The sequence below is a fragment of the Streptomyces buecherae genome, assembly GCF_014295035.1.
Lineage (GTDB): Bacteria > Actinomycetota > Actinomycetes > Streptomycetales > Streptomycetaceae > Streptomyces > Streptomyces youssoufiensis.
Map to the genome: position 1 here is coordinate 5,037,329 of NZ_CP060404.1, position 24,049 is coordinate 5,061,377.

The 24,049-nt window shown below is 75.8% G+C and carries 21 protein-coding genes and 1 pseudogene; 13 read left to right on the top strand and 9 right to left on the bottom strand.

Annotation, left to right across the window (positions count from 1 at the left end; genetic code table 11):
• Window positions 1–11: 11 nt before the first annotated feature.
• Entirely contained in the window at window positions 12–1,073 is a 1,062-nt protein-coding gene (locus H7H31_RS19765) for a YncE family protein (protein WP_187062376.1), read from the bottom strand.
• Window positions 1,074–1,211: 138 nt separating this feature from the next.
• Between H7H31_RS19765 and H7H31_RS19770 the strand changes: the two genes are divergently transcribed.
• The 3 genes from H7H31_RS19770 (at window position 1,212) to H7H31_RS19780 (ending at window position 4,559) form a co-directional block, all read left to right on the top strand.
• Window positions 1,212–2,117, top strand: a complete 906-nt coding sequence (locus H7H31_RS19770; RefSeq protein ID WP_187062377.1) for a LysR family transcriptional regulator — start codon at window positions 1,212–1,214, stop codon at window positions 2,115–2,117.
• 371 nt (window positions 2,118–2,488) lie between these two features.
• A complete protein-coding gene (locus H7H31_RS19775) occupies window positions 2,489–2,896 on the top strand; it encodes a RidA family protein (RefSeq protein ID WP_187062378.1) in 408 nt (135 codons plus the stop codon).
• Between the two features lie 754 nt (window positions 2,897–3,650).
• Complete coding sequence (locus tag H7H31_RS19780) at window positions 3,651–4,559, top strand: hypothetical protein (protein WP_187060060.1); 909 nt, start codon at window positions 3,651–3,653, stop codon at window positions 4,557–4,559.
• A 112-nt stretch (window positions 4,560–4,671) separates the two neighbouring features.
• On the opposite strand, the gene H7H31_RS19785 is transcribed toward H7H31_RS19780, so the two are convergent.
• Entirely contained in the window at window positions 4,672–5,346 is a 675-nt protein-coding gene (locus H7H31_RS19785; RefSeq protein WP_187117984.1) for a TetR/AcrR family transcriptional regulator, read from the bottom strand.
• 26 nt (window positions 5,347–5,372) lie between these two features.
• On the opposite strand from H7H31_RS19785, the gene H7H31_RS19790 reads away from it, so the two are divergent.
• Window positions 5,373–6,329, top strand: coding sequence for a TIGR03620 family F420-dependent LLM class oxidoreductase (locus tag H7H31_RS19790; RefSeq protein WP_232109969.1), 957 nt, complete (start codon window positions 5,373–5,375; stop codon window positions 6,327–6,329).
• A gap of 27 nt (window positions 6,330–6,356) precedes the next feature.
• On the opposite strand, the gene crcB is transcribed toward H7H31_RS19790, so the two are convergent.
• Together crcB and H7H31_RS34125 are read right to left on the bottom strand one after the other, a co-directional pair.
• Entirely contained in the window at window positions 6,357–6,731 is a 375-nt protein-coding gene (crcB, locus tag H7H31_RS19795) for a fluoride efflux transporter CrcB (protein WP_187060062.1), read from the bottom strand.
• Window positions 6,728–7,162, bottom strand: coding sequence for a fluoride efflux transporter FluC (locus H7H31_RS34125; protein WP_187060064.1), 435 nt, complete (start codon window positions 7,160–7,162; stop codon window positions 6,728–6,730). Before H7H31_RS34125 ends, crcB begins: the two co-directional genes overlap by 4 nt.
• Window positions 7,163–8,759: 1,597 nt before the next feature.
• Here H7H31_RS34125 and H7H31_RS19805 point away from each other — a divergent pair.
• The 5 genes from H7H31_RS19805 (at window position 8,760) to H7H31_RS19825 (ending at window position 14,607) form a co-directional block, all read left to right on the top strand.
• Window positions 8,760–9,974 carry a helix-turn-helix transcriptional regulator gene (locus H7H31_RS19805; RefSeq protein ID WP_187059766.1) on the top strand — a complete coding sequence of 405 codons (1,215 nt, stop codon included), beginning with the start codon at window positions 8,760–8,762 and terminating at the stop codon, window positions 9,972–9,974.
• A 261-nt stretch (window positions 9,975–10,235) separates the two neighbouring features.
• On the top strand, window positions 10,236–11,276 hold the full coding sequence (locus H7H31_RS34130) for a helix-turn-helix transcriptional regulator (protein ID WP_232109970.1): 1,041 nt from the start codon (window positions 10,236–10,238) through the stop codon (window positions 11,274–11,276).
• Between the two features lie 579 nt (window positions 11,277–11,855).
• On the top strand, window positions 11,856–12,614 hold the full coding sequence (locus tag H7H31_RS19815; RefSeq protein ID WP_187060376.1) for an IclR family transcriptional regulator: 759 nt from the start codon (window positions 11,856–11,858) through the stop codon (window positions 12,612–12,614).
• Window positions 12,615–12,967: 353 nt separating this feature from the next.
• Window positions 12,968–14,101, top strand: a complete 1,134-nt coding sequence (locus H7H31_RS19820; protein ID WP_187060377.1) for an aminopeptidase P family protein — start codon at window positions 12,968–12,970, stop codon at window positions 14,099–14,101.
• 107 nt (window positions 14,102–14,208) lie between these two features.
• On the top strand, window positions 14,209–14,607 hold the full coding sequence (locus H7H31_RS19825; RefSeq protein ID WP_187060378.1) for a hypothetical protein: 399 nt from the start codon (window positions 14,209–14,211) through the stop codon (window positions 14,605–14,607).
• 29 nt (window positions 14,608–14,636) lie between these two features.
• Here the strand turns inward: H7H31_RS19825 and H7H31_RS19830 are convergent, their stop codons facing one another.
• On the bottom strand, window positions 14,637–15,623 hold the full coding sequence (locus H7H31_RS19830; protein ID WP_187060379.1) for a zinc-binding dehydrogenase: 987 nt from the start codon (window positions 15,621–15,623) through the stop codon (window positions 14,637–14,639).
• A 264-nt stretch (window positions 15,624–15,887) separates the two neighbouring features.
• Between H7H31_RS19830 and H7H31_RS19835 the strand changes: the two genes are divergently transcribed.
• Entirely contained in the window at window positions 15,888–16,556 is a 669-nt protein-coding gene (locus H7H31_RS19835; RefSeq protein WP_187060380.1) for a pentapeptide repeat-containing protein, read from the top strand.
• A 292-nt stretch (window positions 16,557–16,848) separates the two neighbouring features.
• On the opposite strand, the pseudogene H7H31_RS19840 reads toward H7H31_RS19835, so the two are convergent.
• Together H7H31_RS19840 and H7H31_RS19845 are read right to left on the bottom strand one after the other, a co-directional pair.
• Window positions 16,849–16,950, bottom strand: a pseudogene (locus H7H31_RS19840) (NmrA family transcriptional regulator); the annotation flags it as partial.
• Between the two features lie 139 nt (window positions 16,951–17,089).
• The gene (locus tag H7H31_RS19845; RefSeq protein ID WP_187059548.1) at window positions 17,090–17,587 is read right to left on the bottom strand and encodes a hypothetical protein; all 498 of its coding nucleotides are present in this window, start codon (window positions 17,585–17,587) and stop codon (window positions 17,090–17,092) included.
• A gap of 603 nt (window positions 17,588–18,190) precedes the next feature.
• On the opposite strand from H7H31_RS19845, the gene H7H31_RS19850 reads away from it, so the two are divergent.
• Window positions 18,191–19,897 (top strand): MFS transporter, encoded by a 1,707-nt coding sequence (locus tag H7H31_RS19850; RefSeq protein WP_232109971.1) that lies wholly within the window; start codon window positions 18,191–18,193, stop codon window positions 19,895–19,897.
• Between the two features lie 433 nt (window positions 19,898–20,330).
• Window positions 20,331–21,323: a peptidoglycan-binding protein gene (locus tag H7H31_RS19855; protein WP_187062263.1), complete on the top strand. Its 993-nt coding sequence runs from the start codon at window positions 20,331–20,333 to the stop codon at window positions 21,321–21,323.
• 128 nt (window positions 21,324–21,451) lie between these two features.
• On the opposite strand, the gene H7H31_RS19860 is transcribed toward H7H31_RS19855, so the two are convergent.
• Entirely contained in the window at window positions 21,452–22,783 is a 1,332-nt protein-coding gene (locus H7H31_RS19860) for an MFS transporter (RefSeq protein ID WP_443728869.1), read from the bottom strand.
• A gap of 181 nt (window positions 22,784–22,964) precedes the next feature.
• Between H7H31_RS19860 and H7H31_RS19865 the strand changes: the two genes are divergently transcribed.
• On the top strand, window positions 22,965–23,348 hold the full coding sequence (locus H7H31_RS19865) for an ArsR/SmtB family transcription factor (protein ID WP_187062265.1): 384 nt from the start codon (window positions 22,965–22,967) through the stop codon (window positions 23,346–23,348).
• A gap of 166 nt (window positions 23,349–23,514) precedes the next feature.
• Here the strand turns inward: H7H31_RS19865 and H7H31_RS19870 are convergent, their stop codons facing one another.
• A complete protein-coding gene (locus tag H7H31_RS19870; RefSeq protein ID WP_187062266.1) occupies window positions 23,515–23,937 on the bottom strand; it encodes an SH3 domain-containing protein in 423 nt (140 codons plus the stop codon).
• Window positions 23,938–24,049: the final 112 nt, after the last annotated feature.

Here is a 24,049-nt window from a genome sequence, read left to right on the forward strand (position 1 = left end):
GGAGTTGGCGGCTACGGGTTACGGGGGATGTAGGCCATGCCGTGTGCGCCGGGCTCGCCCCGCTTGGGGATCTCCAGGCGGGTCAGCCGTTCCAGCGTGTCGAGGTGGACCACGTCCACGGTGGAGGACGCGGCGCAGGCGACGTAGCCGAGCTGGCCGTCGGGTGACGAGGTGATGGTCAGGGGGGCCAGGCCGACCTCGACGCTGCCGAGCCGCGCGTGGTCGTCGGTGGCGAAGACGGTGAGCCGCCCGGGCGCGTGTCGGCCGAGTTGGGAGTCCGGGGTGGGCTCCATGCGTACCTCGCCGACCAGGAGTTTGCCGGTGGCGGTGGCGTGCACCGGGAGCATGACGTGGTCGGTCGCGAGGGTGTCGGTCACGGTCGCGGTCCGCGGGTCGATGACGCGGACGCCGGGGGTGGGGCGGGCGCCGGGGGCGTTGCCGGTGGGGCCGAAGGCCGCGTACGGGGCGGCGACGAACACCTTCGAACCGTCGGGCGAGAAGGCGAGGCCCTCGCTGCCCGGCACCTCGACCTTGGCGGTGAGGGTGCCGCGTTCGAGGTCCACGACGGAGACGAAGGGCGCCTCCTTGTTGCTGGCGCAGCCCACGGTGCCCGTGGGGTCGATGACGAACCAGTGCGGCCCGGGGGCGTCGGTGTCGATGCGTCCGATGGGGCGACGGGTCGCGGTGTCGATGACGACGACGCCGCCGGGGCGGTCGGCGGAGCCCTCGACGCTGACGTAGAGGCGACCGCGTACGGGGTCGAGCGCCAGCCCGTGCGGGCCGTGCTCGGGGGCGAGGTCGACGACCTCGACGACGCGGCGGGTGTCGGCGTCGATGACGGTGAGTTCGCTGCGCCGGCCGGTGTTGGCGTGGTAGTAGCCGGAGTTGTACGCGGTGGAGCACCACAGGAGGCGCTGGGTCGGGTCGAAGCACAGTTCGTGCGGTTCGGCGATGACCTCGACGGTGTCGAGGTGCCGGTCGGTGGCGGCGTCGTAGAACGACACGGTGGGGCCGCTCTGGCTGACCACGGCCACGACGTCGCCTGCCAACTGGGCGCGGACGGACTGCTGCACGGAGTTCTCCCGGTGGGTTGCTGTCCCGCTCGTTCGCGGGTGACTCCACTCTCGGCAGTCGGCCACTCCACGGGCAATGCAAAGATGGGCACGGCATTGTTGCGCCCAGCGGAATGACCCTGGACGGGTGGTGTGGGGATGGACCTGAACCTGCTGCGGGCGCTGGACGCGCTGCTCCAGGAGAACAGCGTGACGCGGGCGGCCGAGCGGCTGGGCACCTCGCCCGCCGCCACCAGCCGGATGCTCGCCAAGCTGCGCCGGGCGGCCGGCGATCCGCTGCTCGTCCGGGCGGGCCAGGAGTTGGTGCCGACGCCGCGCGCGCTGGAGTTGCGCGAGGAGGTGAGCGCGCTGGTGCGGCGCTCCGACGCGCTGTTCCGGCCGGCGAGCGCGTTCGACGTCGCGGGTCTGCGGCGTACGTTCACCGTCCAGGCCGCCGACCTGCTGCTGACCGGCCTCGCCGGGCCGCTGCTCGAACGGGTCCACGGCGCGGCGCCGCAGGTGGACGTGGTGTTCCTGGCGGAGACGCTGGAGGGCGGGCCCGCGCTGCGACAGGGCCACGCCGACCTGGAGTTGGGCGTCCTCGGGCACCTCGACCCGGAGACCCGCGCCGAGACGCTGACCGAGGTGCCGATGGTGGGCGTCGCGCGCAGCGGCCACCCACTGTTCGACGGGCCGATCGACGCGCGACGCTTCGCCGAGGCCGACCACATCGGGGTGTCCCGGCGCGGCCGGCGACACGGCCCGATCGACGCCGAACTGGCCCGCCGCGAGCTGCGGCGCCGGGTGGCCGTCGTGGTGCCCAGCTACACCAGCGCGATGATGCTCGCCAGCACCAGCGACCTGGTCTCGCTCACCCTCGCCGACTGGCTGCCCGAGACCATGGCCGCCCTGGGCCTGCGCACGTTCCCGCTGCCGCTGGGCCTCCCGCCCGTGGCCATCGGCATGGCCTGGCACCCCCGTAACTCCGCTGACCACGCGCACCGTTGGTTCCGCTCCCACGTCAGGGCCGTGGCGGTGGGCGCGCTGGGCGGCGGCCGGTCCTGACGTACGCGGACGTCGCCGGGCCGGCGGGCCCCGTCGCCCGGGGCCGGCCCACGTGCGGGCGCCTCGGCCCCGGCGCCCGGACCAGCCCGCGCGAAGACCCGACCCCCGGCTTCGGCCCCCGGGCCGGCTTCGCTGGCCAGTGGAAAATGCGTTGGCTGGGGCATGGCCGTGCGTGACAGGCTGGCGCTGTCCATCCGTACGCCGTGTGGCCTGCTGACCTGTGCCGCAAGGCGCCCGGTGGGCGCGTCGTCGGCCCCGCCCGTTGCCGGCACAGGTAGCCGGTCGCCGGCCCGGTCGCCGGCCATGCGTGTGGGGCGCGACCGTTTGCTGTGACCGTCCGTTTCGACCGCTGCCCCGCGAGGAGTCGCGCCATGGCCCGTGCCGTCAGTCTCATCCGTTCCGCCTCGCTGTCCGACGTCGCCGAGTACGCGTACGCCGCCACCGCGCCCGCCGACGCGCGGCTGATCTTCCTCGCCGGGGCCTGCCCGCTCAACGCCGACGGGAGCACGGCGGCCGTGGGGGACTACGCGGGCCAGGCCGCCAAGGCGCTGGAGAACCTGCGCACCGCGCTCGCGGACGCGGGGGCCGAGCTGACGGACGTCATCAGCACCCGGGTGCTCGTGGCCTCGCAGCGCCAGGCCGACCTGGTCACCGCCTGGAAGGTGGTCAGGGACGGGTTCGGCGACCACGACGTGCCGAGCACGCTGATGGGGGTCACCGTGCTCGGATACGCGGACCAGCTCGTGGAGATCGAGTCCGTGGCGGCCGTGCTCGACTGATTCCGTGGGGCTGATGACGTGAGTTCGTCTCCCTGAGTCTGGTTCCGTGGGCCGGCTGATCTCGCGGCCGTCGGGTCTCCGGCCCTATGGCCGCCGCCCGGCGCCCGGCACCCGGTCCCGTGGCCGTCCGGTGACCGGTCCCGTACCCCGTCGTCGTGATGCGCGGGGCGTACGGGGTACACGGCTGGCGCGCGACGAGCGGGCCATGCGCGCCGCGCGCGCCCTGCTTGCCGTGCGCGGCGCGGGCTGGGCGCGCCGGGTGCGTTCCGGGGTGCGCCGGGTGTGCTTCGGGAGTGCGGGTGGGGGCGAGGGGCGGGCCGGCCGCGTGCGTCCCGACGTAAAGGGAAATCCGCACCCGTACTCCGGGAAGTGACGCCTATATCGGCTGAAATCCTTCGTTTCTTAGGCTTTTCGCGCATTGTGCCGGCTCTTTGTGCCGCTCGTACGGGGGCGAAGTCCCGTCGATTCCTGGTGGGTGGAGCGGCGGCCTGGGGACGGAAGGGCGTCGTCCGTGGGGGGCGTCTCGGGGGCGGGCCGCGCGGGCCGGTATCGACGCTGGTCGCGCACGGTGGCGCGGGGGGCGCGGCGGTCCGGTCCGGGCGCCGGGGCGCACATGCCCCCGGCGCTATGCGGGGCGCGACCGAATGACGGCCGTACCTGGCCGAAACCCACACCGCACTGTTCCCTCGCCCCACCTCAGGCACTAGCCATGAAACGGGTGGGAGTCACCTGCCTTGGTGAGAGACGAGGTGCCATGACCGGTGCACGAGTGGATTCGGACGACGGACTGCGCGGAAAGGCCCGCTTCGATGAGATCTACAACCTGCCCGATCCCCGTGGATACTTCCGAACGCTGCGGCCACTCGCATACCAGATTCCCCAGCACGCGCAAGAGGTCTTTCAGCAACTGCTGGCCGCGCGCGTCCTGGCCGACGCGTCGACCGCTCAGCCGGCCGAGCGCCCGCCGACCGTGGTGGACCTGTGCTGCTCGTACGGCATCAACGCCGCGTTGCTCAACCACAAGGTGACGTTGGACGAGCTGTACGAGCGGTATACCGACCCGCAGACGGCCGGCCTGACGTCGGAGCAACTCATCGCGAGCGACCGGCGGTTCTTCGCCGAGCGGCGGTTGCCGGACGCCGCGCGGGTGATCGGGCTCGACGCGGCGAAGTGCGCGGTCGGCTACGCGCGCGCCGCCGGCCTCCTGGACGAGGCGTTCGGGGAGGACCTGGAGCGCTCCGATCCGGGGCCCGAGCTGCGGCGCGCCGTGGCGCACGCCGGGTTGATCACGGTCACCGGCGGCATCGGCTACATCACCAGCCGCACCGTCTCCCGGCTGGCCGGGGCGATCGAGGGCCCGCTGTGGGTGGCGGCGTTCGTGTTGCGTGGTGTGTCGTACGAGCCGGTGGCGGAGGCGCTGCGCGGGTTCGGGCTCGTCACCGAGACGGCGGGGCCCGAACGCACCTTCAGGCAGCGGCGGTTCGCCGATGTCGCCGAGCGCCGGCACGCGATCGCCGGGGTGGTGGCGGCCGGCGCCGATCCACGGGGCAAGGAGGACGAGGGCTACTACCACGCGCAGTTGTACGTGTCCCGGCCCGCGCCGCACGTCGCGGCCTTCCCGCTGGCGGACTTCGTGGGTGACGGCGGCGCCTCACCGAGGTGAGCGGCCCAGCGCACGCCCGCGCGCGACCGACCCGCCGCAGCCGGCCTCCTCTCGTCCCGCCCCGCCCCGTACCGCCGCCGTGTCGGCCGGACGGGGCGGGGCGGCGGCGTGTTCAGCGCGGGCGTACGCCGTCGAAGACCAGGTCGAGGAGGCGCGTCGGGGCGTTGGGCCCGGCGGTCGTCTCGGCGGCCCAGGCGACCGCCGTCGCGAGCTGGATGAGTTCCGCCGCGGTCAGGTCGGCGCGCACCTGGCCGCGCTCGCGCGCGTGCGCCACGAGTTCGGCGGCGGCCCGCTCGACGGCCTGGCAGCGCGCGCCCAGGGGCCCGTCCGCCGCGCGGGCGGCCTGCGCGTAGCTGGTGGCCAGGCCGCGGTAGCGGGTGATGTGGCGGACGAGCGCGGCAACCCACCGCGCGAGGGCGTCCGATTGGTCGGGGGCGCTGAGCAGGTCGCCGGCCAGGTCGGCGAGGTCGTCCAGGCTCTGGCCGACGACCTCGGCCGTCAGCGTCTCCTTGTCCGGGAAGTGGCGCCACAGCGTGCCCGGGCCGACGCCGGCGCGGCGGGCGATGTCGTTCATCGCCGCCGCCTCCGTCCCCACCTCGTCGAAGAGCGCGCTCGCCGCCTCGACCAGGCGGGCCCGGTTGCGCTGGGCGTCCCTGCGCCGGGGCGCGCCCGGTCGGGCCGCCCCGCCCGTTGCCGCCGTGTCGCCTTCCCGCACCACGTCCTCTTCCTTTCCGCTGCCCGCCCCGCACGTACCGGAGTGGCGCTCCGGTACGATGCGGAGTGCCACTCCGTATTCTAGTGGGGAGATCACCCGTGGAGCCGACCCTGCCCTTCCTCAACGCCGTGGGCCTCTGGGTGCCCGGCATGGACCTGCGGCCACCGGCGGAGTCCGCCGCCGCGGCGGCCGAGATCGAGGCGCTCGGGTACGGCGCCCTCTGGCTCAGCGAAGGGCTCGTCCGCGACCCGTTCATGGAGGCGGGCACGCTGCTGGCGGCCACCCGTTCGCTGGTCGTCGGCACGGGCATCGCGGTGATCTGGGGGCGGCATCCGCGCATGGTCAGGGGGCAGGCCCGCGCGCTGCTCGACGCCCACCCGGGGCGCTTCGTGCTGGGCCTCGGCACCTCGCACGCGCGGCTGGTGGAAGGCGTGCTGGGCCTGCGGTACGAGCGGCCCCTGACGGCGCTGCGCGAACACCTGGACCAACTCGACGCGCCCGACCCGCTCCTCGCGCTGGCCGGCATCGAGGGCTCGCCGGCGGCTGAGGCGCCCGGCGCGCCCCGGGTGCTCGCCGCGCTGGGCCCGCGGGCCGTCGCGCTGGCCAGGGACCGGGCGGCCGGCGCGTTCTCCTACCTCGTCACGCCGGAGCACACGGCGCGGGCCCGGGCGGCGCTCGGCCCGGATCGCGCCCTGATCGTCGAGCAGGCCGTGGTGGCTGGGCTGCCCGCCGAGCGGGCGCGGGAGCGGGCGCGCCGGCACATCGCGGGCTACCTGCCGGCCGCGCCCTACCGGGCCAGTTGGCAGCGGCTCGGCTTCACGGAGGCGGACTTCGCCGACGGCGGGAGCGATCGCCTGGTCGACGCCCTCGTGGCGATCGACGACGAGCGGATCGCGGAGCGGATCACGGCCCACCTCGCGGCGGGCGCCGACCACGTCTGCCTCCAGGCCCTGCCGGCCCACCCGGCCGCCCTCCCGCTGGACCAGTGGCGCCACCTGGCCCCCCTCGCCCGACGGTCCGGGCGGCGCTCCGGCGTACGGGTGGCCGGGGCCTAGCGCCGGCTCGCGCGCCGGGGCTGGCGGCTAGCCCCACAGGGCGCGTCCCAGCGCCGCGCCGGCGAAGGCGGCGGCGAGGCCGACGAGCAGCGTCGCGACGACGTTGGCGACGGCGAGGCGGCGGTGGTGCGTCTCGGCGAGGTGGAGCGTCTCGTACGAGAACGTGGAGTACGTCGTGAGCGCCCCGCACAGGCCCGTGCCCAGCAGCGCCTGCCACCGCGAGCCGGCGGCGCCCGCGAGGGCGGCGCCGGTCAGCAGCCCGAGCGCGAGGCTTCCCACCACGTTGACCAGGAACGTTCCCCCGGGGATGGGCGTGGCGTAGCGGGCGCGTACCCGCTGGTCGGTGAGGTAGCGCAGCGGGGCACCCACCGCCGCGCCGATCATGACCAGGAGCCAGGTCATGCCGGGGCCCGCCGTCCGGCGAGCAGCCGGTCGGTGCCGGCCGCCGCGCCCCAGACGGCGGTCAGCGCGGCCAGCGGGGTGAGCGCCAGGTAGCCCAGGGCGGTGGTGACCTCGCCGTCGTGGACGAGGCGCTCCACGTCCACGGCGTACGTGGAGAAGGTGGTGAACCCGCCGAGCACCCCGGTGGCGACGAAGGGTCGTACGAGCGGGGGCGCCTGCCACGCCTCCTGGAGGACGACGAGGAAGACGCCGATGAGCGCGCAGCCGACGACGTTCACGCCCAGCGTCGTCCACGGGAAGGCGTCCGGCTCCGTGGGCCAGAGCAGCCCGGCGCCGTAGCGTGCGCTGGCGCCGAGCGCGCCGCCGGCGGCGACCACCGCGAGCACCCGCCACCGGGTGCCCGCACGCGGCCGGCCGAGGAACGGGGGCAGCGGGGCCGGCTCGCCGGCCGCCCGCGCGCCGTGCGGGGCGACCGGCGGGGGAGGCTCGGCGGGCGGCGGCGCGCCCGGGGCGGCGGCGCGTGCGCCGGCGGCGCCGGGGCGGTCGGTGTCCGGGGCGACACCCGGGCCCAAGCCGGAGACCGAGCCCCAGTCCGGATGTGGGTCCGGGGCCGGATGCGGGTCCGGGGCCGGGCCGCTGTCCGGGGCCGGGGAGGGTTCGGGGTCGGGGCCGTCCGTCGTCGGGTGGTGGGGGTCGGGCACGAGCGGTCTCCTACGCGTCGGGCGAAGCGCCCTGGCCTGGGCTGCGGTACCAGTGTCGGCGCGGCGCGGCCAGGGTCGGGGCGGGGGCTCGGCGCGTGGCGGTGCGTGGCGGTACGTGGCGGCGCGTCGGTCGCGCGGCGCCCGGCTGCGGCCGGGGGTGCGAGCGTACGGGCGGGTGGCCTGGCGGACCCGCTGGCTCGGCGGTGTTCCGGAGTTCCGGGGTTCCATCCTCCCGATGTTCCGGCGTCCCGCTGTCCCGTCGGCCGGCGGCATGGCGGTGGGCCGTGGTGGGGTCGCGCGCGGCTAGGGGGGCGGAATCGCGCCATCGGTCGTTGGCCGGGGGCAGGTAAGGATTCCGTAACTGACACACACTTGCCAATCGGGCGGCGCGGCTGTCCACAACCGGACAACTCGCCGGCGCGCGCTCGCGCGACGTAGCGACGCGTGTGCGGCGTGTGGAGGAAGCGGCGTCGAGGGGCGCACGTTTCGGCCGGCGCCGGCAGTTTGCTGTCAGGCGCGTTGCGCCGTCGGGGCAGCCCCGTAACGGACCCGGTACACAACGGGGTCTTTGCCTTTTCTTTGCCTTCTGGGGTGCGTTGACTGGGTCGCGGCCAGCGAACTAATCTCGCGGCGCAGTGGGTGGGTCATTCCAGCCACGGAAATGCACACCGGCTCATGAGCGAAGTTCGTGAGTGAAGAACGAGTGGCGCACAGGTGGACGCGGCGTCGGGGAGAACAACGAACCCGTCACCGCATTTTCCATCAACCGAATCTGTCGATAACGCGGCCGATTCGCTCCACCTGTGTGTTCGAAGCGTTGACGACACGTTCGGGAACGCCGCGCCGCGCATCGCATGGGGGAGTCATGGCAGAACTGGCGACGATGTCACAGAGCACGGATACGAGCCCGCATACGAATCCACTGACCCAGCCACATCCGGACCCATCCACCCACTCAGAACCATCCGCGTCGACCACTCCACGGAAAGGCTCGCTGGCGAACCCCGTAAGGGCTTCGCTGAACAGCGCGCTGGGAGTGCGGCACGGCGCGGCATCCGCCCACCCGGTCGGCCTTCCGGATACCGGACAGGCCGGCCGCCCGGAAATGCCGGCACTCCGTCGGACACCGGCCGCCGCGCATTCCGCGCACTGTGCGGCACGGGATTCCACGGCGGAATCCGTGGTGATCGGCGCGGCGGATTCCGTACGCGAAAGCGAGCACGGCCACCTGGACGGGGGACGGGGGACGGCCCCCGGCGGACCGGCGGGGGCGAGGTGGGGAGCGCGGGCCGCTACGGGGGGCGGCCCGGGCGAACCCCTCGCCCCCGTGGCGGGTGCGCCCACGCACGGCGCCGCCGCCTCGGACGCCCCGCCGCAGGGCCTTTCACCGCACGGCCTTTCACCGCGCGGCGTTCCGCAGCGCGGCGTTCCGCCCCAGGGCGGACCCGCGCGACGGGGCGCGGCCGGCGCGCGGCGCGCGGCCAGCGGCGCGGAGCGGGAGGCCGCGGGCGCCGCGTACGCCTGCCCCGCCGACGCGCCCCGCGAGCACCCGGCCGCCGCCCGCGCCGACGGCCCACGGGCCGGCGCCGCACGACACGGCGGGGCGTGGACCGGCGGCGTACGGGGCGGCGACGGATGGGCCGACGAGGTACGGGGCGGCGACGGGGGCCGGGCGGGCCTCGGGTGGGCCGATCCCGGGCAGGCGGGGCGGAACGCGCCCGCGTGGGGCCCGGACGGGGCGCGCGAAGTGGGCCGGGCCGACGTCGAGTGGCGCGAGGCCGGCGCGGGCGACGAGGCGGGCGACCCGGACGCGGTGGAGCACGCGCTGCGGCAGGTCTGCGAACTCATCGAGTCGGCCGTCAGCCTGCACCGCCGCCGCGGCGAGCAGCCCACCGCCATGGTGGTCACCGACGACGGGCCGGCCGCCCGCCGCACCGTGCACCAACTGATCGCCCAGGCCAGGCACGGCGTGAGCGTCATCGTGTCGAGCTGCCCGGACCAGGCCCAGTCGCTCGCGCCGCTCCTCGACCAGCTCTCCGGAGTGGCGAACCGGGGCGTGGCGGTGCGCGTCCTGTGCGCGGCGGACGCGCTGGAGACGCCGGGCGTCGCGACCGCCGTGCGGCGCGGCCTGGCCGGCCACGAGGTGCGGGTGGAGACGGGTGACCTCCAGGGCGGGGTGATCGTGGACGGCCAGACGGCCTTCGTCCACGCGGGCCCCGGGCAGTCGGGCCGGTACGCCTCGGTGATCGAGGACCCGGCGTCCGTACGCGTCCTCGACCTGATGTTCGCCGCCGCCTGGCGCACCGCGATGCCGATGGCCGAGCACCTGCGGCTCGCCGACCGGCTGCGCACCGACTCCGTACGCAAGATCCTGGACCGGCTGCGTGCCGGGCGCACCGACGACGTGGCGGCCCGGGAGATCCAGGTCTCGCTGCGCACCTACCGCCGCCACGTCGCCGCCATCATGCGCGACGTGGGCGCCAACTCCCGTTTCCAGGCGGGCGTTCGGGCGTACGAACTCGGGCTGCTCGGCCCGGCCTGAGCGGCGGCCCGAGAGGGCCGTCCGGGGCGAGATCAGCGGAAGTGGATCGGCCGGAGAGGGGCCAGCGGGAAGGGGCCGGACGGGTTCGGTCCGCGAAGCCAGAGAGGAACCCGGGAGGTGGCGGCGTTCGCCCGCCGACGACGGCCGAATACGCCGCGTCGGCGGGGCCGCCGGAAGCCCGTGCCGCGATTGCCGGCCAACGGGCCGTCGGCGTCACGGAACGGCGCACCGCACGGGGTGGAATTCACGGGGGTGAATGAGTTGAGGGAATTCGTACACGCCGCGACCGGCGCGAGTAGTGCGTCCACCGAGGACGACATAGCGCAGGAACTCCTCGCGGTGCGGGCGCTCGTCGAGTCGACGGTGGTGAAACACCGGGACCGACAGTCCCGCAATGCGTGGGTGGCGACGGTCGGTAGTCAGGAGAACGACATTCTGGCGACCGCGCAGAAGCTGTTCGGCGAGGCGCGGGAAAGCGTCGACATCGTCCTCGCGGGAGACGCGGGACACGCCCAGGTGCTGTACTCCGCGCTGGGCGACTGGCTGTCGGCGCAGGGCGGCGACGGCCGCCCCGGGGACGAGGCCCGCGCGGCGGCCCGAAGCGGAACCGCCGGCACCGTGGCCGGTTCTCGCGCCCAGCCCGACGCCGACGCCGCGGGGGGCGCCGGCCGGGGGCAGGGCGCGGGGCGGCGCGGGGTGCGCGCCCGGCTGCTGTGCACGCCGGGCGCGCTGGACCGGCAGTTCGTGCAGCGGCACGCCGGCGGGCCGGTGCCGCTGGAGGTCCGGGTGGCCCGTATCCCGCTGCTCGCGGCCGTCGTGGTCGACGGCCGGGCGGCCCTGGTCTGCGCGGACGCGGCGGTCGGTCGACGGGCGTCGACCATCCGCGACCCCGGGGTCATCGAGGCCATGCGGACGCTGTTCACCGGCATCTGGCGCAAGTCGCTGGCCGCGGGCGAACGCCTGGACGACGGCGACCGGAGCCGCAAGGAGATGCTCCGGCAGATCCTGGAGTGGCTGCGGCTGGGCGTCACGGACGAGGTGGCCGCGCGCGAGCTGTCGGTCTCGGTGCGCACGTACCGGCGCTACGTGGCGGAGATGATGTCGCTGCTCGGCGCCGACTCCCGGTTCCAGGCGGGCGTCCGGGCGGCCGAACTGGGCCTGCTCCCGGCGGCCCCGGCCGCGCCCCCGGGCACGGGCGCGGCCCCGACCTCGGGCTCAACGCCGGCCCCGGCCTCGGCCCCGGCCCCGGCCTCGGCCCCGGCCCCGGCCTCGGCCCCGTCGCCGGTGCCGGAGCCGCGCTGAACGGGGCGAGGCCGCGCGCCCGCACCGCCGCCGTGGCCCGCACCGCCCGCGACCTCGCCCGCCCGGTGGCAGCCGCCGCCGGGCGGGTGGGCGGCGGGGTCGGCGGGGTTGGCGTACGGGGCGTACGGGATACGAGATGGCGCCCGGTGCCGAGGCGGGGCGTGGTGCGTGACGGTGGCGGGCGGGGCGGCGGTGCCCTGTGGAGCCCTGTGGGGGGCGAGTGGCGACGGGTGGGGCATCTGTTGCCGAGAACAGCCGTTTGGGTTGAGCGGTGGCCGAATACGCGAAAGGCAAACTATTGCTGGTGTCCCGCTGGGGCTGGCAGCTTCCTGTAGTGGTCATTGCGGGTGTTCGATCCGGGCGGATAGACATGTCCGTGGGAATTGGAATCCGCGCCAACTAAGGATGATGAATCCCACCGGTGGCAACTCCTCCCGGAGCGCCAGCGGTGGCGGAGGTCGGCAGTCTTCCCCCAGTCCCGTCGAACCTCCGCCCGTTATCGCTCGACATCCGCAACGAAGCCGTGGTTGTGGACGGTCCTGGCACACCGCGGGGCCGGTCCGATGAGGAGACACACGCATGACGACGACTAGTCCGGAGAAGACGCTGGCCCCTGAGCAACCGCTCAGCGGCGTCGGTGTCCTCGACAAAGCCTCTCTTCTGCTGGGGGTCCTGGAAGCCGGCCCGGCCTCGTTAACGAGGCTCGTGGCCGACACCGGTCTCAAGCGCCCGACGGCCCACCGGCTGGTGCTCGCGCTGGAGCGGTTGCGGCTGCTGGCACGGGACAAGCACGGGCGGTTCATCCTGGGACCGCGACTGGGGGTGATGGCCGTACAGGCTTGCCAGGACCGGCTGTTGACGGTGGCCAATCCGGTCCTGGCCGAACTGCGCGACGTGACCGGGGCCAACGCCCGCCTCTACCGCCGCCGCGGCAACCTGCGTATCTGCGTCGCCGCGGCGCCCGCCCCCTCGTACGACACGTCGGGCCCCTACGACTCGGTGCCCGTCGGCGCGGCCTTCCCGATGAACGCCGGCCCCACCTCACAGGTGCTGCTCGCCTGGGAGGAGCCGGAGGTGTTGCACGAGATGCTGCGCGGGTCGCGGTTCACCGCCGCCTCCCTCTCCAGCGTGCGGCGGCAGGGCTGGGCGCAGAGCATCGACGTCCGCAAGCGCGAGGGCGCCGAGGTCGCCGCGCCGGTGTACGGGCCCGGCGGCCGGGTGGTCGCGGCCCTCTCCGCGTACTGGCCCGGCAACCGGATGCCCAGCAGCGCCGGCCGGATGCACGTGAGCGAACTGGTGGACGCGGCGGTACGGATCGGGCGCGGCTTCCCGGAGTGAACGGCCCCCGGGAGCGGGCCGCGCGGGCGGCCCGAGCCCGTGCGCGCGCTGGCGCGCGGGGGCGTCGCGGCGTGCGACAAGGGGCGGGCACGTCGCGGGCGTTCGGGTGCCCGGGCGTACTCGTGCCAAGGGTTGCCGGGGCGTGCCCGCACAGAGGAGGCGGTTGTCGGGGCGTGCCCGCGTCGAGGGTCCAGAGGGTCGGGCGGGCGTGTGCCGGGTGTGCGGCCGTCGGCTCGCCGGTCGGGCCCGCGTCCCCTCGCGGGGCGGGACCGGCTGCGCGATGCTGAGCTGACCCGGCACCAGCGTCACCAGCCGCCACCAGCCGAAACGGCCGTCCCGCTCGGAGGAGAGACATGGTCGAAGCCGCTGACCAGCCAGCGCCCCTCACCCGCGAGGACTACGCCGCCCGGATGGCCCGGGCCGGTCGGGCGGCGCTCGACGCGGGCCTCGCCGGGCTGATCGTCACCCCGGGGCCCGACCTGACCCACCTGTGCGGCTACCCCGACGTGACGCCGAGCGAGCGGCTGACCGCCCTGGTCATCACCCCGGACCGGCCGCCGCGCCTGCTCGTGCCGGGGCTTGAGCGCGCCAACGCCGCGAACGCCGTCGGCGCGGGCGCGGTCGAACTGGTCAGTTGGACCGACGGCGACGACCCGTACGAGATCGCCGGCACGCTCCTCGACCCGCGCGGCCGGTACGGCATCGCCGACTCCGCCTGGGCCCTGCACCTGCTCGCCCTGCGGCGTGCCCGCCCCGACACGACGTACGACGCGCTCACCGCCGTGCTGCCGATGCTGCGCGCGGTCAAGGACGCGCACGAGGTGCGGCGGCTGGCCGCGGCGGGCGCGGCGGCGGACGCCGTGTACGAGAAGATCTCGACGGCGCGCTTCGCCGGCCGCCGGGAACTCGACATCGCCGCCGACCTGGCCGACCTGCTCCGCGCGCACGGCCACAGCCAGGTCGACTTCACCATCGTCGGCTCGGGGCCGAACGGCGCGAGCCCGCACCACGAGGCGGGCGAGCGGGTGATCGAGGACGGCGACATGGTCGTGCTCGACTTCGGCGGCCTCAAGGACGGATACGGCTCCGACACCACCCGCACCGTGCACGTGGGCGAGGCGACGCCGGAGGAGCGCACGGTGCACGACGTCGTGCGCGCGGCGCAGCAGGCCGCGTTCGAGGCGGTGCGCCCCGGGGTCGCCTGTCAGGAGATCGACCGGGTGGCCCGCCGGATCATCACCGAGGCCGGCTACGGCGAGTACTTCGTCCACCGGGTCGGCCACGGCATCGGCGTCACCACACACGAGCCGCCGTACCTGGTCGAGGGCGAGCACCTGCCGCTGGTGCCGGGCATGTGCTTCTCGATCGAGCCGGGCATCTACCTGCGCGGCCGGTTCGGCGTCCGCATTGAGGACATCGTGACCTGCACGGAGACCGGCGGGCAACGGCTCAACAACACCTCGCACGCGTTGCGGTACGTGGGCTGAGACCTGTCCCCACCCACGGCGAAGGCGGCGAACCAGCAGCGGACGGGGACAGGCGCCTGCTTGACTTGTGGCCGGCCCACCAGCCCCTCCGCCACCGGGAGATCCCTATGCGTCGCACGCTCGCCGTGCCTGCCCTGGCCGTGGCCCTGTTGCTGGCCGGGTGCTCCGAGGAGTCATCCCCGGAGCCGATCGAGGGGGAGTGGGTGGCGGACGGGCCACAGCCGCCCGGGTACGCCGACTTCGCGGACCGGGCCGTGCTCCGGGTCGACGAGGGCGGCGAGGCCACGCTCGGCACCTCGCCGACGAGGCTGTGCGGCGGAGCCGAGGTGGCGGAGGTGGACGAGGGCGAGGGCGGCGAGCGGACGTACCGTCTCGCGTTCGGCTCGCCGTGCGTGTCGGCCAACGTCCCGACCAGCCTGGAGATCGTGGTCGACGGGGACACGCTGGAGGCCGTCCCGCCGGGCCCGTCGGGCGCGAAGACCTTCCGCTTCCGACGCGCTGACTAGCGGGCCGCTCGCCCGGGGCCCGGGTGGGGCTAGGGAATGAGGACGACCTTGCCCATCGTGCCGCGGGTCTCGATCGCGCGGTGCGCCGCCGCGGCCTCGGCGAGCGGGAAGCGGTGGACGGACGGGACCAGGACGCCGGACGCGGCCAACGCCATCGAGTCCTCCTCCAGCTTGCGCATCCCCGCCGGGCCGCCGATCCGGTCGAGCATCGGCTTGCCGACGACCTGCCGCGAGGTGATGCCGCGCCGCTCCAACTCCGCCTCGCTCAGGTCGAGCGGGCCGTCGGCCCAGCCGTAGACGATGTGCCGGCCGCCGCGCCCGAGCAGGTCCACGGCGCCCAGGCCGCGCTCGCCGCCGACGGCGTCGAAGACGAGGGTGGCCGCGCGGTCGCCGAGGGCGGCGCGGGCCCGCTCGGTCCAGTCGGCGGCGTCGTAGTCGAGGGCGATGTCCGCGCCCAGTTCGGCCACCCGCGCGACCTTGGTCGGCCCGCCCGCCAGGCCCACCACGGTGGCCCCCACGTGCTTGGCGTACTGCGTGAGCAGCGTGCCGATGCCGCCGGCGGCCCCGGTGACCACCACCACGTCGTCGGCGGTGAGTTCGGCGAAGAGCAGGAGGCCCACCGTGGTGCGGCCGGTGCCGATCATGGCGATGGCGTGGTCGAAGGGCAGGTCGTCGGGGAGGGCGTGCAGCTTCTCGGTGGCGACCACGGCGAGTTCGGCGTAACCGCCGGGCACCAGGCCGAGGTGCGCCACCACGCGCCGGCCGAGCCACGAGGGGTCCACGCCGTCACCGAGCCCGTCGACGGTGCCCGCCACCTCGCGGCCGGGGATCGTCGGCAACTCGGGCAGGTCGTACGGGGCGTTGGGGTCGCCCGAGCGGAAGGTGGTGTCGATGACGTGCACCCCCGCCGCCGCGACCTTGATCCGCACCTGTCCGGGCGCGGGGCGCGGGTCCTCCGTCTGCTCGTACGTGAGATTCTCGGCGGGCCCGAAGGCGTGCAGACGAACGGCGTGCATGGCGATCTCCATCGGTCAGGGCCCCGGGGGGCCGCGTTCATGCGACGAGCGTCCGACTTCAACCAAAGGTGAAGTCAAGCGCCGCAGGTCACAGCGGGTCGCGGGGCGATGTCAGACCCCGGGTGCACGATGGGAGGGCAGGGGCGAGAAGCGGGCGTGGTCGGGTGGTCGGCGCGATGACGGAGGGCGGAAGGCGTGGCGGAGCGAGGGCGACGGCGGGCCGGTGCGGCGGGCGCGGGCGGCCGGCGAGGAGACGGGGACGGGGTGCGGGCGCCGCGCCGCCCGAGCGTGCCGCTGCCCGCTCTGGTGCCGTACGGGGGCGGCGCGTTGGAGGCCGAGGGGGACTACGACGGGCAGGACTTCACCGACCTCGACCTGAGCGACCAGGCGGCCCGTGGCGCCCGGTTCCTGGACTGCCAGGTGCGGCGCTGCGCGCTCGGCGAGACGGTGCTCGCGGGCGCCCGGTTCATCGACTCCGTCCTCACCGAGGTGCGGGGCGTGGGGACGGACCTGTCGACGGCCTCGCTGCGCGACGTGGAGCTGACCGACGCCCGGCTGGGCGGCACCCAGGCGCACGGCGGCTCGTGGGAGGGCGTCCTGGTCCGGGGCGGCAAGTTCGACTACCTGAACCTGCGCACGGCCAAGCTCAGGGACGTGACGTTCGACGGCTGCGTCCTGGTGGAGGCCGACTTCGGCGGCGCCACGCTGGAGCGGGTCTCGTTCGCGAACTGCGTGCTGCGCCGGGTGGACTTCACCTCGGCCCGGATGACGGACGTGGACCTGCGCCGCGTGGTCGAACTCGACATCGCCCGTGGCCTGGACGCCCTCTCCGGCGCGGTCATCAGCCCCACCCAACTCCTCGACCTGGCCCCGGCGATGGCCGCCCAGCTCGGCGTCCGGGTGGCCGACGAGGGGCCGCCGGGGGAGGCGTAGCGACGGCGTGGGCGATTGGTGGGGGCGGTGGTTGGTGGAGGTGGTTGACGGGGGCCGGCCGGGCGGCCCGGCGAGGGGGCCGGCTGGGCTCGCGGCCCGTCGGGCGTGGCCGGCGGGGTTGGCGGGGTCGCCTGCCCGGCGACGCGCCCCGGCCCCGGTCGCGGCATCGGTCGCGGCCCCGGGCCGGCCCGACGCGCGGCGGTTGGCCACGACATCGGGCCGGGGCCTCGCCGTCCGGCGGCGGGCCGCCGGGCGAGGGGGCGGCGCGGCTGGCGCCGGCCGGTCTCAGCTCTCAGCGGAAGGCGGCGACGTTGCGGGCCACCCAGTCGGTGAAGGGGCGCGGGGCGCGGCCCAGGACGTGCTGGACGTCCGGGCTGACGCGCAGTTCGGCCGGGAGGTCGGCGAGCCGCTGACCGTGCTGTTCGACCGGATCGCGCGGCACATGGCGGAGCGCGACGCGGCCTGACCGTACGGGGGCACGGGGGGCCGGCGTACGACGGCCGGGCCGTGCGGGAGGGGCCGTGCGGGAGGGGTCAGACGCGGGGGAAGCGGGCCTGTACGTCCCAGACCACGGGGTTGTCGGCCAGGCCCTCGTGCATGTCCGTGAGGTCCGCGATCACGTCGTGCAGGAAGTCGCGGGCCTCGCGGCGCAGCGCGGCGTGGTTGAACGTCAACGGCGGTTCCTCAAGCGGCACCCAGTCCGCCGTGACGTCCACCCAGCCGAACCGGCGCTCGAAGAGCATCCGGTCGCTGGACTCGGTGAAGTCCAGCTCCGCGTGGACCGGCTGGGCGGACCGGCTGCCGCGCGGGTCGCGGTCGAGCTGCTCCACGATGTCGCACAGCGCCCAGGCGAAGTCGAAGACCGGCACCCATCCCCAGGCTGTGGATACTTCCCGGTCCGCCTTCGTGTCGGCCAGGTACACGTCCCCGCAGAACAGGTCGTGCCGCAGCGCGTACGCGTCCGCCGTCCGGTAGTCCGTCTGCGGCGGGTCGGGGAAGCGGGGGGAGAGGGAGTAGCCTAGGTCGATCACCCTGCCGATGGTGTCACGGGCCGGCGGCCCGCCCCACGTCGCGGCACCCCGCCGCCCGCCGGGCCCGTCGAACGCCGCCCGACCGGCACCCGGCCCGGGTGCGCGTACGGGTAGGCGTACCCCCACCCGCCCGCGTACGGTGGACGGGCACGGCGCGCCCCGGCGGCTCCCGCCACCTCGGCGGCCCTCCGCCGCTCGCGCCGCCGCCGTACGACCCGGCCCCTTCGGCCTCGCGCGCCCTCCGGCCCGCGACCGGGCTCCTCTGGCCCTTCCGGCCCCTGTCCCCGTACGGACGCGGACGCCCGCACCGGCGCTGCGCCGGCTCGCACCCCACGCGTCCCGCGCTCCCACCTCTCGACCTCTCGACTTCTCGACCTCTCGACCTCTCGCGCACCCCGTGACGCACAGCCGTCGCCGCGTTTCTGGCGCCCCTCTCCCCCCTCCGGAGCGGTACCCCGCCGCGCGCGTCGCGGGTGGCGGGTGGACGGGCAAGCGGGCCACGGACGCCGGGAGGGCGACGCCATGACAGCGGGACGGGGATGGGACGCGCCGGGAGCGCGGAGGAAAGCGGGCGCGGGGCGCGACGGGGCGTACGGGGAGGCCGTGGCCGGGCCGTACGAAGCGTCGGGCAGCGGCCCGGCGGTGGGCGGCGGCCCGGGCGGCGCGGACAAGGGTGCGGTGGACGGGGGGCCGGGCGGCGCGCCGGGAACGGGCGGTGCTGTTCGGGGGCGGCGGTGGGTGCTGGTCGCGGTGGCCCTCGCGGTGTGCTGCGTGCAACTGGACGCGTTTGCCCTGAACCTGGCGTTGCCGCAGATCGCGGCCGATCTGGCGCCCGCGCCCGCGCCGGCGGCCTCGCCCGACGCGTCCGGAGGGCCGGAATCCGCCGGCGGGGCGGGCTCGGGCGGGGCGGGGGGCGTGCGGTGGGTGGTGAGCGGCTATCTGCTGGCCGCCGGGTCGTTGATGGTCGGGGCCGGGCGGTTCGGCGATCTGTGGGGGCGGCGGCGGATGCTGCTCCTGGGGCTGGCGTTGTTCGGGGCGGCGTCGGCCGCGTGCGCGCTCGCGCCCGGGCTGCCCGCCCTGGTGGCGGCCCGGGTGGTGCAGGGCGCCGGCGGCGCCTGCCTCATGCCGGCCGGGCTCGCGCTGCTGACCGGCGCCTACCCGCCCGCGCTGCGCGGGCGCGCGACCGGCTGGGCGCTCGGCCTCGGCGGAGTGGCCACCGCGTGCGGCCCGTTCGTCGGCGGGGCCCTGACCCAGGCCCTGTCGTGGCGGGCCGTCTGCTGGCTGAACGTGCCGCTCGTCTGCTGCGCCGCGCTGGCCGCCTGGGCCGCCGAGCACCCGGCGCGCGCCGGGTGCTCGGCGCGCTCCCGGCGCGCTGAGCGGTCCCCGCGCGCGGGGTGGGGTGCGCGGTCGGCGCGGGGCGGGTGGCGCGCGATGTGGCGGGGTAGCGCGGGCGTCCGGGAGGGCGGGCGCGCGCGGCGCTGGGACTGGCCGGGGCTGGTCGCGGGCACGGTGGCGCTGGCCGCGCTGGGGCTGTTCGTCGACCGCGGGCCCGCCTGGGGCTGGTGGTCGGGCGCGAGCGCGGCGACGCTCGGGGCGTGCGGGGTGGCGCTGGCCGGCTTCGTACGGCGGCAGCGGCGGGCGCCCGATCCGCTGGTGGACCTGTCGCTGTTCCGCAACGGCCCGTACGTCGCGCTCACCGGCTCCGGGGCGGTGGCCAACGCGGCGACGGTCGTCTTCCTCTACGTCACCCCGCTGGCCCTCCAGGGCACGTGGACGCTGTCGGCGGGGGAGGCGGGGTGCGCGTTCCTCGCTCCCGCGACGGCGATGGCCGGCGCGGGCGTGGTGGCGGGGCGGGTCGCGCCCTCGCGCGCGGTCGCCGTGATGGCCGGGTGTCTGGTCGCGGGTGCCGTGGGGCTCGGCGCGATGGCCGGCGCCGGCACCCTCCCGCGCTACCTGTGCGCCGCCACGGCCGCCGGCGCCGCCCTCGGCCTCGCCAACGCGTTGACGCTGGCCGCCACGCAGGCGGTCATCGACCCCCGGCGCGCGGGGGAGGCGTCCGGGGTGACCAAGACGGTGGTCACCGTGGCGGCGGGGCTCGGCGTGGCGCTCGTCGGCCCGACGGCGGACGGCCCCACCGACACGGGAGCCGGCGCGGGAGCCGGCGCGGGCGCGGAGTCGGGCGCGGGCGCGTGGGCGGGGCAGGCGGCGGGGGCCGTGGACGGGGCGCTGTGGGTGGCGGCGTTGGCCTGTGTGGTGACCGCTGCCGCGCTGGCCGGTTGGCTCCGAGCGCTGTCCACCCGCGACGCGTGACGCCGCCGTCCGGCGCGCGCGACCGGCCGGTTGCGCGCGCCGGCTGTGGCGCGCGTACGCGAAGTGAACGGGCGCCCGCGGGCGTTGGCACGGGCGGTGAACCCCCGCCGGGAACCCCCACCGCCGCTCCCGTACCCGTGGAGCATCCGCCCGTTGTCTGTCATGCTCTCGACGAACAGTTCCCGCCGCCCTGCCGTGGGTGCGTCACGCCCCTGGAGTGACGCGCGTAGAACCGGCTACACCGCGACCTCGGCGCCGGGACATCGCCCGCGTACGGCCGGCTCCCGACGGGCTCCGGCCACCCCGGGCCGGTCGGCGGCCCACCTGGTGGGCGACGACCGGCCGGCCGGCTGGCCCGCGTCGGTCGACAGCCGACAGCCGACAGCCGGCGGCCGACGCGTACCGGCCGACAGCGACTTCAGGAGGATGGGACATGTGTGAGCAGTGCGGTCCGGTCGACGGCGCGGAACGGGCAGCGGCGGACCTCGGCCCCGTGGGCCTCTCGCGCAGGGGGTTGCTGCTCGGCGCCGGGGCCGGCCTCGGCTTGGCCCTGACGGGCGCGTCGGGGCTCGCGTCGCCGGCGGTGGCCGCGCCGTCCGCCGCCGGGTCCCTCAAGAACGGCCAGTGGTGCAACCCCGCCCGTGGCCACTTCCCCAAGGGCGGCCACTACGGCGCCCCGCGCGGCGGCGGCCCGCACGCCGGTCAGGACGTCACCAACTCGGTCGGCACGGCCATCTACGCCGCGGCGGCCGGCACCGTGATCCGGCGCGGCTCGGGCGTGCTCGGCGGGCGCAGCGGGAACGGCCTGGTCATCTCGCACGGCGGCGGCCGGTACACCTACTACGGGCATCTCCACAGGTTCCGCGTCGGCCTGAACGCCAGGGTCGGCGCCGGCCAGCGGATCGCCGACATGGGCGCGACCGGCAACGTGACCGGCCCGCACCTGCACTTCGAGGTCCACTCGGGCGGCCTCGGCGGCATCACCAACCCCGTCAGCTACCTGGCCGCCCGTGGCGTGGACCTGGGCGGCGGCTGGCCGACCCTCGACCCGGGGGCCGGGGGCGCGACCGTCAAGGCGCTCCAGTACGTGCTGACGCGGCGCGGCCACGAGCTGGTCGCCGACGGCGACTCCGGCGCGGTCTCCGTGCGCGCGGTCAAGGCGTTCCAGTCGGCCCGCGAGCTGGTGGCCGACGGCCAGGTCGGCCCGAAGACGTGGCCGCACCTGGTGTACACGCTGCGGCAGGGCCACTCGGGCTCGCACGTGCGGGGCCTGCAGACCGTGCTGAACAAGCACAGCGCGGGCCTGGCCGTCGACGGCGGCTTCGGCTCGGTGACCCGCACCGCGGTCCGCGCCTTCCAGGACGCCAACCGGCTGGTCGTCGACGGCGAGGCGGGCCCGAAGACCTGGACGGCCCTCGTCGGCTGACGGCGGGTCAGAGAGTCGCGCGCGGCGGGAACCCCTGCCGTGCGCGGCGCCCCCATCGGACCGGCGAGGCCGCCCCGTATCGCCGCCCCGCGAGGCCGCCCCGCGAGATCGCCCCGTGCAGGCCGGGGTCAGCGCGGTGCGGGCCCGCCGCGCCCCTCGCGGTTCCGGCGCGCGAGGACGAGGGCGCCGCCGAGGCCGGCCGCGGTCGCCAGGGTGACCCCGAAGGCGGTGGCCGCGCCGGTCAGCCCGACGGCGTCGGTGAGGTACCCGGCGCCGACCGCGAGCACGCCGGCCGGGGCGTAACCGCCGACGCTGAACGCGGCGTTGGCCTCGGCGAGCCGGTGGGGCGGGACGCCGGAGGCGAGCAGGGACAGGCCGCCGAGCTGGCCCATGCCCTGGCCGGCCCCGGCGAGCACGGCGGCGGCGACCAGCGCCCAGACGGCCGAGGTGTGCACGGCGACGACCAGCGTCACCATGCCGAGCACGATGCTGACGGCCCCGCCGACCAGGATCGTGTGCCGGGAGCGCCGCTGGACCGCGAACTGCACGCACGTCGAGGCGAGGAACATCGAGAACGCCAGCGCGCCCGGCACGATCCGGCTGTCGCTGTCGAGCAGGCCGGTCAGGAGCGAGGGCCCGAGCGAGAGCACGAACGACGTCGCCACGATGCCGGGCCCGAACACCGCGACACCCAGCGCGAGGTGCCACCCACTGCCCCGTGGCACCCCCGGCATCCGCACCGAGACAACCCTGTCCCCGTCCCCGTCCCCGTCCCCGTCCCCGTCCCCACCCCCGGCCGGCTTCGCCGACGCGTGACGTACCGGTGCCGGCGCCGAAACCGGCACCGGCATCCGCCAGACGACCAGCGCGGCCGTGCCGAGCAGCGCCGCCTCCACGACGAAGACGGTGACGGTCGGCGCGGGCAGCGTCTCGGACAGCACGCCCGACAGGAGGGGCCCCAGGCCGGCGCCGAAGACCATGGCGGATGAGGCCAGCAGGGCGCCGAGCCGGCGCCGGTCGGGGCCCGCCACGTCGGTGACGGCGGCCATGCCCGCGGAGACGGCCGCCCCGACGGCCAGCCCCGTGAACAACCGCGCCACGATCAGCACCGCGACGTGGTGCGCGGTGGCGAACATGAGGCAGGCGGCCAGGGCGAGGCCAAGGGCGGGCAGCAGCACGGGCCGGCGGCCGAACCGGTCGGACAGCACGCCGCAGCAGAGCAGCGACGCGAGCAGGCCGACGATGTAGCTGGCGAAGACGACGGTCAACGTGGTGCCGGAGAAGCCGAGTTCGTCCTGCCACAGCACGTACAGCGGCGTCGCCGCGTTCGACAGCGCGAAGACCGCCGTGACGGGCCAGGCCGCCAGCCACACCCACCACAGCGGCACCGCCGCGCGCCCGCCCGCCGGCCCTCCCACGGCGTCGGTGCGGGGGAGCCCGCCGCCCCGCACCGTCACCACCGCCCCCGCGGCCGTACGCCGTCCCGGCATGCCCGCCCCTTCGCTGCCTCCAGTACGAGTTGAGTCGAACTTAGCATGCAGTACGATTAATCTCGTACTGAGTCCGGCCGGTGCCGCGTCGGCGCGGTCCGTACGATCCGTACCGTCCGTACTGAGGCAATCGAGCGACGGGAGGCGGCCCATGCCGTCGAGTACGCACACCGTTCCGGCCGCCCGGGTGCTGCCCGAGCCCGCCGACCTGCCCGCTCCGCTGCCGGAGCCGGCCCCGGCGGAACTGCGCCTGGAGACGGTCCTGGGCGCCCTGAGCGACCCGCTGCGCCTGTTCATCGTGCGCAAGCTGCTGCTGGAGTCGGAGCGGTTCGACCACCCCTGCTCCTGGCTGGGCATCGACCGGCCGAAGTCGTCGCTCACCCACCACTACAAGGCGCTGCGCGAGGCGGGCCTCATCCGGCAGCGCCAGTACGGCCTGGAGCGGCGCAGCCACGTCCGCGTCGCCGATCTGAACGACCGCTTCCCCGGCCTCCTCGACCTGGTCGCCGCCTGGGAGCCGCCGGCCACCCCCTGATCGGCGGCTGAGCGGCGACGGGGTGGCTGCTGGGCGACGGCGGGCAAGAGGAACGCCCCGTCGGCGCGCTGGTGGTTCAGCGCCCGGCGGGGCGTGCCGGCCAGCGGTGCTGGCCCGGTCAGGCCGTCGTGTGCGGCCCGGCGTCGCGATATGTGGGCGAGCGGGGTCAGCCCACGGCCTTGCCCTGTTGGGTGGCCTGCTTGGCCGGGAAGAAGTCCTTGCACAGCGGCGCGGTACCGGAGGGGTTCTTGGTGAACTCGGCCGTGATCCACTGCTCCTTGCCGCGGATCTTGTACCAGTAGGTGCTGTCCTGGACCTGCTGGGCGCGGACCTTGCAGTCCACGCCGACGACGGTGCCGTTCTTGAGGTTGCCCGCGTCCGTGGCGTCCTCGCTCGGGTACATCCGGACGTTGAGCGGCTTCGTGCTGCGGGTGTCGACGGTTACGTGCGGCTTCGCCGGGGCCGCGGCCCTCGTCGTGTCGGCGGCCTGCGCGGAGGCCGTGCCGAGGGCCAGCGCCGCACCGCCCGCCGCCACGCCGAGAGCCAGGGTCGCCGCCGTCACGCGGGCGCGGCGCGTCCTTGCTGCCATGTCACTCATCTCCTTGCGTCGTCACGCCCGGCGACTACCGAGGCGCGAGGGTCGGGACTACACAAGCGAGGACGCGGCACTGGGGATGAAAGGTTCGGGTATGTCCGAATTT